This is a genomic window from Acidithiobacillus albertensis, from assembly GCF_001931655.1.
Classification (GTDB): Bacteria; Pseudomonadota; Gammaproteobacteria; order Acidithiobacillales; family Acidithiobacillaceae; genus Acidithiobacillus; species Acidithiobacillus thiooxidans.
In genome coordinates this window covers 1-15917 of sequence record NZ_MOAD01000019.1, presented here as the reverse complement: position 1 = coordinate 15917, position 15917 = coordinate 1, and the positions used below count along the sequence as shown (strand labels likewise).

General features: G+C 52.9%; 25 protein-coding genes and 1 pseudogene. 6 read left to right on the top strand and 20 right to left on the bottom strand.

Features of this window, described 5'->3' with window-relative positions; all coding sequences use genetic code 11:
• The coding region (locus BLW97_RS19205) for a transposase (protein ID WP_143214904.1) at positions 1 to 132 on the top strand (132 nt) is incomplete at its 5' end.
• Positions 133 to 736: 604 nt separating this feature from the next.
• Here BLW97_RS19205 and BLW97_RS16275 read toward each other — a convergent pair.
• The 5 genes from BLW97_RS16275 to BLW97_RS16255 all read right to left on the bottom strand — a co-directional run bounded on the left by BLW97_RS16275 (position 737) and on the right by BLW97_RS16255 (position 3532).
• On the bottom strand, positions 737 to 1678 hold the full coding sequence (locus BLW97_RS16275; RefSeq protein WP_075323951.1) for a zinc metalloprotease HtpX: 942 nt from the start codon (positions 1676 to 1678) through the stop codon (positions 737 to 739).
• Positions 1678 to 2163 carry a hypothetical protein gene (locus BLW97_RS16270; RefSeq protein ID WP_075323950.1) on the bottom strand — a complete coding sequence of 162 codons (486 nt, stop codon included), beginning with the start codon at positions 2161 to 2163 and terminating at the stop codon, positions 1678 to 1680. The genes BLW97_RS16275 and BLW97_RS16270 overlap by 1 nt, the downstream gene beginning before the upstream one ends.
• On the bottom strand, positions 2160 to 2732 hold the full coding sequence (locus BLW97_RS16265) for a L,D-transpeptidase (protein WP_075323949.1): 573 nt from the start codon (positions 2730 to 2732) through the stop codon (positions 2160 to 2162). The genes BLW97_RS16270 and BLW97_RS16265 overlap by 4 nt, the downstream gene beginning before the upstream one ends.
• A 21-nt stretch (positions 2733 to 2753) precedes the next feature.
• The gene (locus BLW97_RS16260; protein WP_075323948.1) at positions 2754 to 2954 is read right to left on the bottom strand and encodes a hypothetical protein; all 201 of its coding nucleotides are present in this window, start codon (positions 2952 to 2954) and stop codon (positions 2754 to 2756) included.
• Between the two features lie 89 nt (positions 2955 to 3043).
• A complete protein-coding gene (locus BLW97_RS16255) occupies positions 3044 to 3532 on the bottom strand; it encodes a COG4315 family predicted lipoprotein (protein ID WP_075323947.1) in 489 nt (162 codons plus the stop codon).
• 327 nt (positions 3533 to 3859) lie between these two features.
• Between BLW97_RS16255 and BLW97_RS16250 the strand changes: the two genes are divergently transcribed.
• Positions 3860 to 4597, top strand: coding sequence for an MBL fold metallo-hydrolase (locus BLW97_RS16250; RefSeq protein WP_075323946.1), 738 nt, complete (start codon positions 3860 to 3862; stop codon positions 4595 to 4597).
• Entirely contained in the window at positions 4594 to 4764 is a 171-nt protein-coding gene (locus BLW97_RS16245; RefSeq protein WP_242947858.1) for an ArsR/SmtB family transcription factor, read from the top strand. Before BLW97_RS16250 ends, BLW97_RS16245 begins: the two co-directional genes overlap by 4 nt.
• A 545-nt stretch (positions 4765 to 5309) precedes the next feature.
• On the opposite strand, the gene BLW97_RS16240 is transcribed toward BLW97_RS16245, so the two are convergent.
• From BLW97_RS16240 to BLW97_RS16190, 12 genes are all read right to left on the bottom strand, one after another.
• The gene (locus tag BLW97_RS16240; RefSeq protein ID WP_075323945.1) at positions 5310 to 5525 is read right to left on the bottom strand and encodes a hypothetical protein; all 216 of its coding nucleotides are present in this window, start codon (positions 5523 to 5525) and stop codon (positions 5310 to 5312) included.
• Positions 5526 to 5622: 97 nt separating this feature from the next.
• The gene (locus tag BLW97_RS16235) at positions 5623 to 5970 is read right to left on the bottom strand and encodes a hypothetical protein (RefSeq protein ID WP_065973787.1); all 348 of its coding nucleotides are present in this window, start codon (positions 5968 to 5970) and stop codon (positions 5623 to 5625) included.
• Between the two features lie 10 nt (positions 5971 to 5980).
• Complete coding sequence (locus BLW97_RS16230; protein WP_024895315.1) at positions 5981 to 6256, bottom strand: HU family DNA-binding protein; 276 nt, start codon at positions 6254 to 6256, stop codon at positions 5981 to 5983.
• Between the two features lie 137 nt (positions 6257 to 6393).
• The gene (locus tag BLW97_RS16225; protein ID WP_278278532.1) at positions 6394 to 6741 is read right to left on the bottom strand and encodes an HU family DNA-binding protein; all 348 of its coding nucleotides are present in this window, start codon (positions 6739 to 6741) and stop codon (positions 6394 to 6396) included.
• Between the two features lie 319 nt (positions 6742 to 7060).
• On the bottom strand, positions 7061 to 7408 hold the full coding sequence (locus BLW97_RS16220) for a DUF2442 domain-containing protein (RefSeq protein WP_242947857.1): 348 nt from the start codon (positions 7406 to 7408) through the stop codon (positions 7061 to 7063).
• Between the two features lie 123 nt (positions 7409 to 7531).
• Positions 7532 to 7717, bottom strand: coding sequence for a DUF4160 domain-containing protein (locus tag BLW97_RS19680; protein ID WP_065973969.1), 186 nt, complete (start codon positions 7715 to 7717; stop codon positions 7532 to 7534).
• Between the two features lie 52 nt (positions 7718 to 7769).
• Complete coding sequence (locus BLW97_RS16210; RefSeq protein ID WP_242947856.1) at positions 7770 to 8207, bottom strand: tyrosine-type recombinase/integrase; 438 nt, start codon at positions 8205 to 8207, stop codon at positions 7770 to 7772.
• A 63-nt stretch (positions 8208 to 8270) separates the two neighbouring features.
• Positions 8271 to 8399 (bottom strand): hypothetical protein, encoded by a 129-nt coding sequence (locus BLW97_RS20260; protein WP_278278531.1) that lies wholly within the window; start codon positions 8397 to 8399, stop codon positions 8271 to 8273.
• Between the two features lie 247 nt (positions 8400 to 8646).
• Complete coding sequence (locus BLW97_RS16205) at positions 8647 to 9030, bottom strand: hypothetical protein (protein WP_024895201.1); 384 nt, start codon at positions 9028 to 9030, stop codon at positions 8647 to 8649.
• Entirely contained in the window at positions 9023 to 9412 is a 390-nt protein-coding gene (locus tag BLW97_RS16200; protein WP_075323943.1) for a carboxymuconolactone decarboxylase family protein, read from the bottom strand. The genes BLW97_RS16205 and BLW97_RS16200 overlap by 8 nt, the downstream gene beginning before the upstream one ends.
• The gene (locus BLW97_RS16195) at positions 9409 to 9789 is read right to left on the bottom strand and encodes a PadR family transcriptional regulator (protein ID WP_024895203.1); all 381 of its coding nucleotides are present in this window, start codon (positions 9787 to 9789) and stop codon (positions 9409 to 9411) included. The genes BLW97_RS16200 and BLW97_RS16195 overlap by 4 nt, the downstream gene beginning before the upstream one ends.
• The gene (locus tag BLW97_RS16190) at positions 9786 to 10448 is read right to left on the bottom strand and encodes a class II aldolase/adducin family protein (RefSeq protein ID WP_075323942.1); all 663 of its coding nucleotides are present in this window, start codon (positions 10446 to 10448) and stop codon (positions 9786 to 9788) included. Before BLW97_RS16190 ends, BLW97_RS16195 begins: the two co-directional genes overlap by 4 nt.
• 255 nt (positions 10449 to 10703) lie before the next feature.
• Here BLW97_RS16190 and BLW97_RS20105 point away from each other — a divergent pair.
• The 3 genes and pseudogenes from BLW97_RS20105 to BLW97_RS16170 all read left to right on the top strand — a co-directional run.
• Positions 10704 to 10775: pseudogene (locus tag BLW97_RS20105) on the top strand (ATP-binding protein); the annotation flags it as partial.
• Positions 10776 to 11119: 344 nt separating this feature from the next.
• Positions 11120 to 14233, top strand: a complete 3114-nt coding sequence (locus tag BLW97_RS16175) for an ankyrin repeat domain-containing protein (RefSeq protein WP_075323940.1) — start codon at positions 11120 to 11122, stop codon at positions 14231 to 14233.
• A 185-nt stretch (positions 14234 to 14418) separates the two neighbouring features.
• Positions 14419 to 14850, top strand: a complete 432-nt coding sequence (locus tag BLW97_RS16170; protein WP_065980256.1) for a hypothetical protein — start codon at positions 14419 to 14421, stop codon at positions 14848 to 14850.
• A 144-nt stretch (positions 14851 to 14994) separates the two neighbouring features.
• On the opposite strand, the gene BLW97_RS16165 is transcribed toward BLW97_RS16170, so the two are convergent.
• The 3 genes from BLW97_RS16165 to BLW97_RS16155 form a co-directional block, all read right to left on the bottom strand.
• Positions 14995 to 15261 (bottom strand): glutaredoxin family protein, encoded by a 267-nt coding sequence (locus BLW97_RS16165; RefSeq protein WP_065980250.1) that lies wholly within the window; start codon positions 15259 to 15261, stop codon positions 14995 to 14997.
• 21 nt (positions 15262 to 15282) lie between these two features.
• On the bottom strand, positions 15283 to 15489 hold the full coding sequence (locus tag BLW97_RS16160; protein ID WP_075323939.1) for a CopZ family metallochaperone: 207 nt from the start codon (positions 15487 to 15489) through the stop codon (positions 15283 to 15285).
• A 61-nt stretch (positions 15490 to 15550) separates the two neighbouring features.
• A partial coding sequence (locus BLW97_RS16155) for a DUF302 domain-containing protein (protein WP_075323938.1) occupies positions 15551 to 15917 on the bottom strand: 367 nt, incomplete at its 5' end.

Sequence of the window (15917 nt, the reverse complement as noted above, 5' to 3'; positions counted from 1 at the left end):
GGAATTCTGGAAGGTTTCAACAGCCTCATTCAATCCGCCAAGGCCAAGGCTCGGGGTTACCGCACGCACAAGAACTTTATCAACATGGCCTACCTGATCCTGGGCAAGCTGGATCTCAGGCTACCCACTTGAAATGACGAGGAACCAAGACATGGATATTAGATGTCACTTCTCTTGAGCCTGTCGCAGCCCGCGCAAGGAGATCTGCCGGATCCCATCACCGATTCGATGATACAGTAAATCGAATGGTTGTGATTCTCGAAAACTGTTCTTAAAAGACTGCCACGGATTACGGCCATAGTGACGAGTTGCGAAAAGCATGATGGACTGTCCGCTGAACGACCGCTTCCGCTGCGTTCTGTGTCATTGGGTGTAGCGCAACCACAAGTGATGTCAGTAGGCGCTAGGATGAAACTTTATTGTCCAGCATCACCGGTTCGGCAAAGGCGGTGGGGCTACTCAGGATGATACTTCGTGAAACGTGGAAATTGTTCAAAACGTAGAATCAATGGGATACGGCTGATCCAGGATGATACTTTATTGTCCGTTAACACTCCGAACTGTTGGCATACAGTGACTCCTCCCCGGTTTTTTCTATTACTCTTTTTTATAACTGGGCTATATCTAGCCATAAATTTTAATCGCTTTTGCGAGTATATTATCATTTCTCTAGTTTAGACAGGCCGAAGATACCATAGCGCATGCATTGTCAGAAAAATAACGGTATTCCGCATGGTTACCAATGAAAGCCTGACAAATGGTGCCAACGTGGTAGATCCTTGGCTGTGGGCAGGCTCGCGCCATGGTCCCAAGCCCATACTTCCGGATGGCTTATGGGAGGCACTGTGGCGTAAAGACGGTGAATGCGGTCTTCCGTCTTTGGGTGGGTACGCAACCATGAGGGAACAGCCACTCTGCCCAGTGTGGGAAATCGTAATTTTAATTCCCGGTTCTGCGCATCCTCCATCTGTCGTAGTGCACTGGCCAAGCCCTGAGGATCTAGTGTGAGTTCCATAGCGCCACTATCCGCCTCAAACTCACGCGTGCGAGAAAGTGTCAATTGCAAAGTCATAGTCACAGAGGGTGCGACAATCAGCAAAAATATCAGTCCCCAGGGCATGGGGTACTTATGCATCATCCACAAGGGTAAATTGATCAGGATCAACACCTGGCCTAACAGACAGAATGTCCAGGTCACCTGACTGAAAAGATCCGCAACAATCATGACCCAGATATCCTTATGGCGGATATGGGAGATCTCGTGCGCCAATACGGCTGCCAATTCGCGTCCATCCAGTGCCCGCAGCAAACCATCAGAAATGACCAATGCAACGTGTTTACCCAGACCCGTAGAAAATGCATTCAGGGCGGGTGTGGGCAGTCGATACAAGGTCGGAAAGTGATCCAATCCAGAGCGCTCGACCAGCCTTTCCACCATATTTAAGAGCAGCGGCGATTGCCCAGGGGAAATGACTTCCGCGCCCATTTTATGAATAAGTAATGGTGGCATCAGCCGGGGCGCAAATAGGATAAACAAGATGCCCGTACCCAGCATCACGTAGAGCGTATCTACCCCACCCAAGAGCCAACCAATCCACATCATGAGCAATAACATCACGCCGATGATGCCCATTGACTCCAGCCAATTGACCAGATGGTGCCCATTCTTAGGCAGCATTAATGGCCACCTCCGTTAGCCTTATTACTCCGAAAAACTGGCCGCCCGTCGCAACCGGCCAGAGGCATGGAATTCGTATGAAATAAACGGGAAGCCTGCCAGAGATAAAACACCACCACGGGAGACAGGGCCACAATATGACCGTTTTGCGTGACAAGAGCGGCCTGCAAAGTGTGTTTTCCACGGTATACCTGATCCAACGTGAAGAAGGGCCGATTCCAAAGCCGCTGCTGGAATTTTCCATCCAGTCGCATTCTGATTCGCAAACCTTCCTGAAACACGGACTTCGGCAAGACCAAAAGACCCACGGTGACCTTATCCTGATTATTATGGATCACCTCTCCCGCGCGCGGGGTCAGTATCTTCAGTACAATAGGCGCATTCACGCTGGCAATGGCTGCACTGGGCGCCAATGGGACAACAAGCACCACCATAGCCAACAAACACCGCAGTGCATACCGGCTGAGGCGCATCCACCGGATCATGGCATCACCGTCACTGGCGTACCGATATGTATTAACCCATAGGCCCGTTGTGCTGCTTTTAATGGCAACTCCACACAACCATTGCTTTGCCGAAATCCATACGCCAGACGAGGGAAATAGTGTACTGCCCGACCATCCCAGAAATAATTCACGAAGCGCACATCTGGATCGTTATAACACTCACCATGGAGGAAACAGCCGGTCATGCGCGTGCTTGGAAAGCGCGCATACACCGCCCAGGTGCCGTTAGGCGTGTTTGCACCGGGCACGCCCGTATTGGTCAGACTACGTAGAACCCATTTGCTCCGGTTCTTTTCCGCGTTGTACCTCCAGATGGACAAAGTTTCTGGCGTACCTTTGCGCACATAAACCCATACAAAAGGCTTTGGCGCGTCTTCCTGTTGCCGACGACGGGCGGCGAGGACGGCCGCATAAAGACGATGGCGGTTGCCCTGATCAAACCAGTCGCTGCTTTGGTTAGACCAGGGTAGCCCGTGCACCCTGGCAAAAAAATCCAGGGCGCCGAAGAGTAAGGGCGATCCAGGAGAATCCGGGGTGAGTTTCTGCAACGTTGGCGGTGTGTTCGGCGGTCATAACCACCAGATTTGTGGATTGGCCGTATGTAGGCCGGTCCATCCTACTTGCCCCGGTAAATAATGCAGTTGCGCGAGTACCCTGGCAACACGCAACCAAGTCGGTGGCTGCGTCGTCACCGCCTGAGCACTGCCAGCAGCTACAGTAAGATACAGTAAGATACAGTAGCATAAACAGTGAAATGCAATATTTTTCATGTGTCGCACTCCTGCCGACCAGCAGAGAGGTAGTGTGGCCCCACCTCAGGAAATCATTATGCCGCATTGACACTGATGGACAGCCCGCATTACCAACCGGTGCTTTTATGGGGCGCTGGCTGAGTACTTGCTGTACTCAAAGGCTTGACAGTGGGCGTCACAGCCCACCAGGTTCCGCCAAATATTCCATTACCATTCGCCTGCCCGGCAATTTTGTCCCCTTGGAATGTATATAGGGGATGCCCTTTATAATTCACTTGCCATCCATTGGCGCCTTTTGTGGCAGTAAACTTGCCAGGGATATTGGGGACATGTGGAGCAATGGGGCCGCTCGTCCGCAGAGGGGGCCACATAGCCGCGCAGGAAGCTGTACAGGTCGCCTTATCTGCGCTATCACGGGTGAAATAGTATAAGGTATGGCCATCCATGGCGGTCAGTACTTTCTCCTGGTGTCCAGATACCTTGGCCAATCCAATATGTACTGGAGCTATAACGGTTGCTGCCGATGCCACTGAAACCATACCCAGAGACACCGCTACCATGAATGCGAGGCTGAAATAGGATTTTTTCGTTAACATAGTGAGTACTCCTTTTAAAAAGTCATCCTCATACTAGCCAAAAATTAGAATATGCCGATGACTGATGGGGCACATGCGCATAAGAAAAACCAGATACTCTTATGCACTGCCGAAGTCTATAATTCAGGACGGTCTTTTAAAAGTAGTCTGTCAAGTTAACCACTGCAAGCAGTTAAAGCTTCCATTGAACCATTTCTTAATCAAGATGTTTTTGGAACCTTGTCATTCCAACCGGTACTGGCCCTATATGATTCCTTGACGTAAAGCCGATAGCATTTCTATGCTGGTCAATAAATTTATTAATTATCTTACAGGTGGAGGTGCTTCATGTTTTTCCAGCAAAGACGTGGTGAAGATGGAACCCTGTCTTACTTCTACGGCTGTGGTGGTAAAGGTTTTGCCGTCGCGGTAGATGTGGTGGCTGGCGATGAGGAGTGGTTTATGGCCGAGGCCCGGAAAGCCGCTGTGCGCATCAGCTTTGTCATTGATACCCATATTCATGCCGACCATCTTTCGGGCGGGCGAGCCTTGGCAGCGCTGGCAGAAGCGCCTTACTGCATGCACGAAAGTGACGAGGATCAGGTACAATTTCCGATTCGAGGTCTCAAAGACAGCGAAATCCTGGAGACCGGCAATGTGATCACCCAGGTACTGCATACTCCCGGTCATACCCCTGACAGCCTTTGTCTTTTGGTCAGCGATATCCGGCGCAGCAAGGCTCCCTGGTTTGCCCTGACGGGCGATACCCTTTTTGTTGGTGGCGTGGGACGACCGGATCTGGGGGGTACGCCAGAGGAAATGGCAGCGAAACTCTATGACAGCCTCCAGCAGAAACTGCTAACCTTTCCGGATGATCTGGAAATCTTTCCGGGACATGCTGCCGGCAGTGTCTGCGGGGCTGGTCTTTCGGGAAAACCCTCGTCGACGATCGGTTTTGAAAAGCGCTGGGATCCCTATTTGAGCATGGATCGAGCGACCTTCATTCAGGAGCTGACCGCCAACATTTCGGAACGACCGGCGGAGATGGCGCGCATTGTTGCCAGCAATCTGGGGAGGGCAGCATGAAGCAACAGGAAACCATCCGCTTTGCACTGTTTTCGGAAGTGTTTGCGGCCATTGCCCATCCCAAGCGCCTGGAGATCATTCACTATCTGGGTGAAGGACAAAAAACCGCCAGCGAGCTCACCGAACTGACAGGCATGTCGAAAGCCAATGTTTCACAGCACTGTTAATCAGCGTCATCTTTTGCCATATGTCAGTATCATGCATTTACCATGCGACTTTGTTAAAAATGAACATTTAACCACTTGATAGATTGACATATTTTGTGGAATACATGTCAGGTCAAGGGCAAACCATTTTGACGCTGTTTTCTGCTAAAAACTGATAAATCTCAAGCGCTGCTTAACACTCAAGGGTGGCTAAGGCCGTCGCATCGCCTTTGCGCGCCTGGTAAAGGAGCCCGCGTATTTCAGTGTCGCTATACTTGGTGATCAAGTTGCTGCTCATGCCATCTGAGTGCCTCCATGAGGTAGCGGTGGCGGTTTCTATAGGCAAACAGGACGGTCAGTTTGCCCTCTCCGTCTAAAATCCCTTACAGTTCCATGCTATCGGGGTGGAGTGCTTCAGATGACCGTCCTGTTTTTGGCGGTAATAAGCCACAGGCCTAAAGCTTGTCACCCCGACCTTGCCATGGGTGGCTACCCATCAGACGTCGTCCGTGAACGGATTTAAACCGGAGCGAATACCGACAAGCCACGCAGGATGCTGCTGTCGCTCACGGCATGTCCAGATTATCCCATCGATTTTCCCGGATGATACGCACGAGATTGAACAAGGTTCCTCGCAAGAAATCCCTCTGTATGCCCTTTTCGGACGTTCCATACAAAGTGACCCAGAGGGATTCGCGATCCGGCTCTTGCCGCAATGGGTCCACAGTCTCCAGTAGAGACTCCTGCACGACGGGATACCGCCGGATCTGCAAAACCGGCATCTGCTGACCCGAATGGAGGGTTCTGCATCATTATCAGGCGGAAGGGATCATTCTGGTGTGAGTACCTGGCCAGTATCTGAGGCTTTTGAAAGACGCCTCAAACTCCCCGGGGCCGTCTACCCCGCCTGGGCTGGCCATGTTCTTTCAATAGAGATTCCCCACGCGCCTGCAGAGCCTCCGCATCTTCCTGAAGGGCTTTTTCGATGGCGGCGATAAAGTGTCGAGCGTCCCATTCCGGAGCCAAGGCCTGTGCCGCCCGTATAAAGCGCTTGTCCTGCTCCATTCTGTCCTTACGGGCTGACGGGGATTGCAGCAGTCGTTTTTTCGCGGCCTCAATTCTGGCCAGCGCCGCTTTCTGACGTTCCAGAATCGCTGCCTGTTTTTTCTCCAGATCCGCGATTCGCTGTTCTGGAGTCCGACGCACCCGTTTTTTACTTTCTGTCATGTTCTCTCCTTCAGTGATTTACTTTATCAACAAACTCTTTCCCCGCCTTGAACTTGATACTTTTCTTGGCAGGCACTTCAATTTCTTGCCCCGTAGCCGGGTTCCGCGCTTTACGCGCAGGTTTATCGACGATCTCAACAGAACAAAATCCCGGGAAAGTGATTTTTCCTGCGACCAGCAATTCGGTTTCCAGAGTGTGTCGAAACACCTGATAACATTTTTCTGCGTCCGCTTTGGACATGGCGCCATGCAGGGCCAGTGCGGCGACAAATTCGGATTTATTCATGAGAGACCTCTTTCAAAAATACGCCTTTTCGGAATGTAAAGGAATGTCATAAAATGCGCAATGCAGTGTATGGACAGATGCTGCGTGGTGGATAGTAGTCCCCCGAAGAAGTGATGTCGGTGATCAGTGTCATTTCATCAAAAGCTACGATTATTCTGATTGACTTTTACGCGCATCGCCCTACCGGGCTTGAAATGCACAGTCCGTTTCTCGGGGACATCCACTGATTTTCCCGTCTTTGGATTGCGTCCCGCGCGGGCCGCAATAATGTGCAGGGTAAACGCCCCAAAATCCCGAATCTCAATGCGTTCTCCCTCAGCCAAGGCCTGGGCACAATGATCGAGGATCAATCCGACGGCCATAATGACATCCCGTCGTGCCAAGTCGTTATGTCCCTGATCACGTAACTGTTGATAGATATTCTCCATCATTGTTGATTTATTCATAGGCCCTGTCTCTGAGTTTTCTGCTTGGTATTGAGTAATCTGTTTGGGAATTCAGGGATATTATGCCCTGCCTGTATAAACGCTATCAACTTCACTTAATCGAAGGCATGAAAAATTACTGCGAGGATCGCTTTCAGGCGAGACTAGTCGTAGCAGTTGATCTCATCTATAAACATGCCTCTTAACCTTTTTCAGCTACCAACCAATCGAACAGGTGCGTGGTCCATACAGGCATTGAGCAGGCGCAACAGCTTAAAGACGAGTTTCGAGAACTCGATAGTCAGTCCACCGAACGACTGCTTCCGCTGCAAAATCGCCCATTATTCACCTTGTTCAAGCTGCGTGGCGTTCAAGCACCTCATAACCGATACAGGCCAGCCAAACGGTCTTTGGTATCGGGCGGGAGCCATTTTTGTAGTAGGCGCATCATGCGCCGAGTCATACCGATGGCTTCCGCCGCACGGCTTAAGCTGAGCTTGTTCCGCTCCATCCACAGGATGAAATCCTCACGCGTTGGTAATCCGGTCTGCTTCCTCCCCAAGGCATAGAGACGGTCTGCGCCCAGATCCAGTCCGCCGGGCCAACTCAGACCATCGCCCCAGTCATCTGCATGCCCCTGAGCAAAGAAAGCCGGATCATGAAGTGCACAAAAGGGATCTTCCGCCCGTGGTGGACCGATAAGATCCTTAAGATCCGTAGTAATCACTTCGCCGGTGGATCAATGGATTTCTACCTGGAACAGGCCAGTAATCGTCGCCGTTTCAATTTTGGGTGCTTGATTCATGGATTCAACCTCCGTTATTCCGTCAATAGCGCATCCCGATGCGTCTCAATCCAGGTCCGCACCGGTTCCAATCGCTTTCGGGGCGAGACATAGCCGACTAGAAGCGCCTGTTTCAATGGCCAGCGACACACGGGATCCGTCACGAAACTGCACATGGACGTGCGGAAGCGGATGCTGCTCCCGGCCATTGATGCGGATACGCCAGTCATCTCCTACGGAGTAGTTGGTCATGGCTTCATGACAGGGAAATCATTGCACCCTATCAAGGTTGACATCAATTTCGTTACACTTCGGTTTGCTCGGCCATTTCCAGGGCATCGTCAACCTCAATGCCGAGATAACGGACGGTGCTCTCCAGCTTGGTGTGTCCCAGCAGAAGTTGCACGGCGCGCAGATTCTTGGTGCGCTTGTAAATCAATGTGGCCTTGGTTCGGCGCATGGTATGCGTACCATAGGCGGACGGATCCAATCCTATAGAAATAACCCAACGTTCTACAACACGCGCATACTGACGGATGGAAAGATGAGGTGAGGCGTGTTTCCTGCTGGGGAAAAGAAACTGGTCATCCTTGAGTTTGGCATGGGTGATCCAAGCAGTCAGGGCCTCTCGGGTGTGTTCGGTGATCTCAAATTGGACGGGCCTCTGAGTTTTTTGTTGGAGCACAATGGCGCGGTTCATAACGGCGTGACCATGTGCGATATCGGAAACATGCAGTCCCACGAGGTCACAGCCCCGCAATTTGCTATCGATGGCGAGGTTGAAGAGGGCTAATCCACGGATCTGTTAGGCCAATTGCAGGCGAATTCTAATGGCCCATACCTCCTGTAGTTTCAAGGGCCGTTTCTGACCTATGATTTTGTCTTTGTTCCAAGGGGTGTTGAGGTGCTGGGTGCCGTTGGGTTTTGTTTGCATGACACGGTCTCCATGGTTGTGAGAAGAAGACCATTTTTTGCGAACTCAAAGGGCGGCGCCAGACTGATTGCGGTCATTCATTTTTCGATTCTGCAGTAATGCGGTAACTCACCTTAAACTGGCTGATATATCACATTCCGATTTGCTATGCCCATCGTCTCCCCCTGACCAGGCAACAAGCTTAAACTACTTTTTCAAATCTGGGGTCCACTATAGTGCTTAACCTCGTTGCGTGAAGGGCGCACCACTAATTGCCTACGTAACCAAATTCTCCGCGCCATTGTCCATGTTTGATATCCAGACTCAGCCAGCGCGGCAGGAACGGTTCCACTCGCTTGATAGGGAAGGTTTGCAAATCGGGCACCGGTTGGTCGGATATCAGGCAGGTCTTTGTGCCGACGGCGCGGAACCCGATCCGTACTTGCTGCTCGCCGCCATCAAGCAGGAGGGCGTCAGGATGTTCTGACTCCAGGAACAGCACCTGTTTGCGAATCATGCAACTGAACAGCAATTCAAGATGCACCAGTAGTGGTGTCTCACGTTGCGCTAGCGCGCTTCGAGCAGCAGCGGTCAGGCGCAGTTCGATTGTACCGGAGTGCGTGCTGGATTGCGCCGAGGTGACATCACGCATTGGTGTTGTCTCCTGTGGATTTCTGCAGAGCCTCGCTGACCACTTGGACACCGAGGTTGTAAGCTGGCATGCCACCGACAATGGCTGCCGTTTCGCACACGCCGTGCAGATCAGGCGCGTCCGCGCCTGCCTGGATGGCGGCATGTGCGTGCATCAGGGCGGGTGCCTCACGGCCAAGTACCAGAAGCATGCCCAGGTGGACAAGCTGCTGGGTTTTGCGTTCAAGCGGATTGTGATGGATCAGCGTGTCCCGCAGGTGCTCAATGGCCTCGAGAGCAGCCTCACGGCCAGCTCTGCGTGCCAGATCGATTCTCAGGCGTACGCTATCGGGGATATATCCGAATAGCTCCTTGTAACGTGTCTCAACGGGAGTTTCATTCATCTAGCGGATTCCTTAAGTGTTCGTGTGTTGCGGACCGGCAGTGCATCGTAGCGTTGGATAAAAAGATCGAAGGCTTGGCGGCGGCGCGCAATGTCCTCGCGCCACTCTGCCAATTCGTCAAGACCCGCTGGGGTAATCTGGTAAACACGGCGTGCCGCTCCAGAACCGACAGTGCTCCACTCCGAACGCAATGTGCCCCGTGCCTCCATTTCCCGCAGCAGTCGGTAGAGATTGCCGGCATCTACGGTGAGCCCTTCCGGCAGTAGTTCGTTGATGCTCCGGTGAAGAGCGAGGCCATGCGCCGGCGCCTCCGCACAGAGGAGCAGCGCAAAGCTTGCCAGGTGTCGGCCTTGGCGATTTGATTCTCTGGGTCTCAAGACGCTTTCCGGAAACGTTGCATGCGTTCCGCCACTTCTTGATAAGCGGCATCTGGTAGGGCCTTTTCTCCGCCCAGCACGCGCGCATGCAATACCAATTCTGCGGCCTCTTCCAATGCCGTCAGGCGGTTCAGTGCCACTTCAGGCGTCTCGCCCGTCACCAGTACGCCATGGTTGGCCAGCAGTACGGCTACCGTATCGGGCCTATCGAATGCCTCGAGTATGCCATTTACCGATGCGCTCGAACCACGCGGTGCCCAAGCGACGACGGGCACATCAGTATGCATGCCTTGGCGAAGCATTGGTTCGTAAACTGCGGGCACGGGCTGCTGGGCGACGGCGAACGCGGTGCTGTGGGCCGGGTGGCAGTGAATGATCGCGCAGATGTCCGCACGATGCCGGTAAAGCCGGGTGTGCATCTCAATGATTTCTCGGTAATTGGCATCGAAATCAGACTGCAGGCCTTCTGCCGCGACCGGAAGCCAGGAGAGGTCCTTTTCACCCAGGTTGGCGACAGACCCGCCACGGGTGATAAGCAGGCGGTCGTCCTGCCTCGCAGAAAGATTGGCGTGTGCTCCACGGAACAGCAGACCGCGCTCACGCAGCGCATTGGCGGTACGAATCAGTTCCTGTGCCAGATTTGGTGTGTTGTCAGACATATATCACCTCACAGTTAGATGTTTATTGGTTGGTGTATGTAAATCACATATACATGGCACAACAATACTCTTGGCCTTGAAGCAGTGCAAGCCATTTAGATCGTGAAGCGCAGCTGGCGGAGATGCGGCGCTTGTCGATGGTATGAAGGTTGCCATAACTTGATTAGCGGCATGGGGATCTCTCTGCAAAAAGGTGCTGTTATTCAGCGCCATCAATTATCCACCTTGCAGCATCATGATTTTACCGTACCGTGATTCGGAGTCGCCAAAATGACCACGGCGCTTCTCGATCGGCTGACCCACCACTGCAATGTTCTGGAGACCTGAAAAGATTCATACCGGTTCAAAAAACGTCGCAATCCCCCTTTAAAAGTGGTCAAAAATACATGCTTTTACCTGGTCATTTTTAACCACTGTTTGACATGCAGTTCCTTTGATGACAACAAAAAAACTAAGGATGCTGCTGAAGATGGCGATAAAGGGAAGTTGTTGCGATAAAAATTCATCTGGGTAATGTGCCGTGGTATCGAGCAACAGATACCACAGCTGTACGACAGGGTTGCCTACCGTCATAATGGCCTGGCATAACCTCGGACCTTCTCGCGCCACCGCATTAGACGCCCCAGCCTAACTGTCGGTACCATGTATCGGTTCACCGCAGCGAGGAAACCATGAACCGCCCCCTACGCATTCTCACCTATACCGGATTTAGCGCCCACGGTGTGGAGCGCTCTTACGCCAAGGTGGCCGAAGCCCTGGCACAGGGGGATTTTCGTGCAGCGCAGGTCAAAAAACTGCAGCACGTCACCTATGGCAAACTCTACCGGGCACGCCTGAATGATGCTGACCGCCTGCTTTTCTCGCTGGTGCGTCACGAGGAGGAAACCGCCCTGCTGATGCTGGAGGTCATTCGTCAGCATAACTATGCGGGATCCCGCTTTTTGCGGGGTGCGGAAGTCCTCTCTGAAAAAATGCAGGATGCCGATCTGAATGAGGCCCGAAGGGACGCCGCGCCATTACGCTATCTGCCAGAATCCCGGACCGCCATTCATATCCTCGATAAACCGCTTTCTTTCGATGATACCCAGGCAGCGCTCTTTGCTGCGCCCGCACCTCTGATTCTGGTGGGTGGTGCAGGGAGTGGTAAAACCGCCCTTCTGCTGGAAAAGCTCAAGACCATTCCGGAGGACGTGCTTTACATTACCCACTCGGCCTATCTGGCTGAACATGCCAAGGAACTCTTTTACGCCCACGACTTCGTGCGGGAGGACCAGGAAGTGGCTTTCCTGTCCTATCGGGAGTATCTCGAAACCTGGCGGATTCCCAGCGGCCGTGAGGCGCAATGGCGTGATTTTGCCCAGTGGTTCGCCCGCATCCGCCAGAACTACAAAGGGATTGAGGCCCACCAGGCCTTTGAGGAAATTCGCGGGGTCATCGCGGCCCGGGCCGAAGGCATTATGGATGTGGCCACCTATCGGCAATTGGGCATCCGTCAGTCCATTTTTACCCCCGGGCAGCGCGATCAAGTCTATGAATTGTTCGAACGTTATCAGGACTGGCTGAGTCGTACCGGATTGTATGATCTGAATCTCGTGGCCCAGGCCTGGAAGCCTCTGGTGTCCCCCCGCTATGATTTTGTGGTCATTGATGAGGTACAGGATCTCACGCCTGTGCAACTGTCCCTCATCCTCGCGGCATTGCGCACGCCGGGGGCCTTTGTGTTGGGCGGCGACGCCAACCAGATTGTCCACCCCAATTTTTTCTCCTGGGCGCAGATCAAAAGTCTTTTCTGGGCCGACCCACGTATGACCAGCGGGCAGGACTTGCAGGTGCTCACCCATAACTTTCGCAATGGCCGTAAAGTGACCGGGATGGCCAATCGTCTATTGGAGATCAAACAGCAGCGTTTTGGTTCTATTGATCGGGAAAGCAATTTTCTGGTGGACCCGGTAGGCGATAGCGCCGGACAGATCCGTTTGCTGGACGCAAAACCGTCAGCGTTGCAAGCCTTGAATCGGCAGATTTCCCAATCCACCCAATATGCGGTGCTGGTTCTCCGCGAAGAAGACAAGGCCGCAGCACGGGCGGTATTTTCCACCCCATTGCTTTTTTCGGTCCAGGAGGCCAAGGGGCTGGAATATCCGCACATCGTCCTGTATCGCTTTCTCTCGGATCACCGTGCGCCTTTCGCTACGCTCTGTGAGGGGGTCAGTAAGGCAGGGCTGGGGGCGGAGACACTGACTTTTCGTCGTGCCAAGGATAAGGGAGACAAGTCCCTGGAGGTCTATAAGTTCTTTGTGAACGCGCTCTATGTGGCCATCACCAGAGCGGTGGAGAGTGTGATGCTGGTGGAATCAGATGACCAGCATCCGCTATTGGATTTGCTGGATATTCGCAGCGGCGGAGAAGAGGGCGTGCAGGTACAAGCCTCTTCCCGGGAAGACTGGCAAAAGGAAGCGCGCAAGCTGGAACTGCAGGGCAAAGCCGAACAGGCGGAGGCCATCCGTAGCCGTATCCTGCAAGATCAAACGCCACCCTGGCCGGTATTTAATGCGCGGGGCGTTGAGGAACTGACCCGGAAGATCTTCATCGATCAGGTCGTTGGGAACAAATGGCGGCAACAGTTATTTGAGTATGCCGCCTTCTATGATGCGCCCGAATTGAGTGAACGTCTGGCCGTGGAAGGACGTTTCAAACCTGCCGGACATTTTCTGGCCCAACGCCCCAGAATAGTCACCAATCGCCTGGCGGCTTACAGCCGTCGCCAGTTTCATGAGGTATGGGCAGATTGTGATCGTTATGGACTGGAACATCGCACGCCCATGAATCAGACCCCGCTGATGGCCGCCGCCCGGGCCGGAAATGTCCCTCTGGTGGAGGCCCTTTTGGAGAAAGGGGCACGGCGTGATGCTACGGATCATCTGGGTCGCAATGCCGCCCATCTCGCCCTGCGTGAGGCCTTTGCCCGTCCACAATTTGCCCAGAATGCCTTACCGGCCCTCTGGACCGTTCTTGCACCCCTGAGTCTGGATTTGCGCATCGGGGATCGCCTGGTGCGTCTGGAGCGGCATCAAGCCGAGTATTTTCTGGTACAGAGCATCTGGGCGCTGATTCCCATTACTCCGGTGGAGGACCTTCTGGTGCTGGGATTTAACCGGGAGGTCATTGAACATGCCTGGGAATTCCTGCCTGAAGCGGTACTGCCAACTTTTCGTAAAAAAAGAAACTACATTTCGGCCATTCTGGCCCGCAATGAAGTGCAGCGGGACTACGCTTATAACCGCCACCTTTTCTTGCGCGTGGCCTCTGGAGTGTATCTTTTGCAGCCTGACCTGTTTCTCCGCGATCCTGAGCAGGATGGGCAATGGCAGCATTGGACCCATGCCCATAACCTGCCTTTTCTGGAACAGCACTTCCCGATCGGCAAGGCGGTGCTCAACAGAGTGCTTACCATCGCTCAAGCTCCGCTAAATGACTCGCCCGCCTCCATGCGTCCGATAAAAAATCGGAAACCTACCAGGACCTCACGGGCCAACCCTGGCGGTGCCCCGCAAAAAACGATACCAGAAACCCGGGGTCGGAACATGACCAAGACATCCGAGGAAAAGGTCATGCAACGCCTCATCAAGATGGTCAATCAGGTGCAGGACGATGCGCATCCGCAGAAGACTTCAGGCAACACCCAACACGCTGGCACTCAAGCAAAAAGGAAGACAAAGAAACCAGCCTCACCAGATTCAGAACAGTTGCCTCTCTTTGAAGAAGGTGACGATAGCAGTGGCTAAAAAAATGCCACTTCACGAACAAGGTCGCCTGAGGCAGCATCACGCACCACGGTTTCACCGCTGTGCGCTATGAAATCTGACTTGGATCAGCTGAATAGTAGCAGTAAAAATCTCCGGATATGGATCTGGTCTAGGGCGAACTCTCTTGACGCCTTTATTCAAGACAATGATTGGGGAGAAGGATTATGCATCAGATAACCAGGATATCAGGACAGATTATTGCTGCGATGGGCCTCTATATCAGTGTATGCACATGCTCGGCTGCCGGATTAGTGATCGCGAGCGAAAATCCGCTACTAAATCCACCGATAAATAGTACTGAGCAAAGCATTCAGCAAAACGATGAAACAGAAATTCAGCAACAACTTCAAAATAATCGGAATACTGAGCAGTCACAACAAAATCAACTCCTTCAAAATGATCAGAATGCTGAACAGCTACAACAAAATCAGCTTCGTCTTAATCAGCAACAGGAACAAGATCAATTACAACAAGAAAAAGAAAGAGCACAGATGCAGGAAAATCAGGAGCAGATTCAGAATGAACAGTTACAGCAACAATTACAGTATCAACAAATGCAGAATCGCCTCCAAGATCAGAACGAGGCGATCCGCTGAACATAATGGACAGAATGCATCCTTAGTGTGGGGATATGCCTCCTACTTTATCTCTTAACGGGGCAGCAACCCGGCGCAGACGGTTTTGTACGATATCCCGATCGATACGCATTTACGCCAATCCCCTTCAAACCCTACTTATTTTCAACTCTCGCACCCATCTCCTTGAGCCCTGGCCAGCAGTTCATCAAGCCGTGGCTTTTGATGGGCAAGCGTTCCCCATAACGCTTCGCCAGCGATCACAGTGATCGGCGCGACTCGTACCCCATAGCGTGATTTAGCCTCCTCAGCCACGCCGGGAGCTGTTACGTCACGTTCCTCATATGCGATATGGTGTTCTTCAAGGTAACGGCGCACGGCAGCGCAGTCGGGGCAGCCGGGACTCGTGTAAAGCAGCACAGGATCATACATAGCGGATCGGCGTGCAGGGCTTCAGCCCCGCACCTCCGCCTCATAACCTTCTTCCTTGACCGCCGCGATCAATGCGGAAATCTCGGCCTTACCGCGCACTACGGCTTCTCCAGGTTCCAGCGTGACATCCGTATGTTCCACGCCGGGCACGCCTTCCAGTGCCTTCGTCACGGCACGCACGCAATGCTCACAAGTCATGCCAGTAATCTTCAGATGGATCTCACTCATGGGTTCACTCCTGTTGCGAATGTAGTAAAAGGGCTATTTAATAAGCTCGTATAGATATTATTCAACCGCGCATGGCGTCAGCCACCCTCTGGAGTTTATCGCGCACCTCAATGCCGAGCGTGGTAATTTGCGGCTTGTCCACCATGCCAAGCACGGCGGCGGGATCCATGAATACCACACTCACGCTGCCATCGGCTTCGGTGCGTACCACCACGTTGCAGGGCAGCAAGGCACCAATGTCAGGATCGGTCTCCAACGCCTGATGAGCGTAGGACGGATTGCAAGCACCGAGAATGACATAAGGTCGCCCTTCAATGCCCAGTTTGGCCTTGAGTGTCGCGGCCACATCAATCGTGGTAAGCACACCAAATCCTTCCACCTTGAGGGCCTCGGTGACCTGCCCTACAGTGGCATCAAAATCGCCCTTG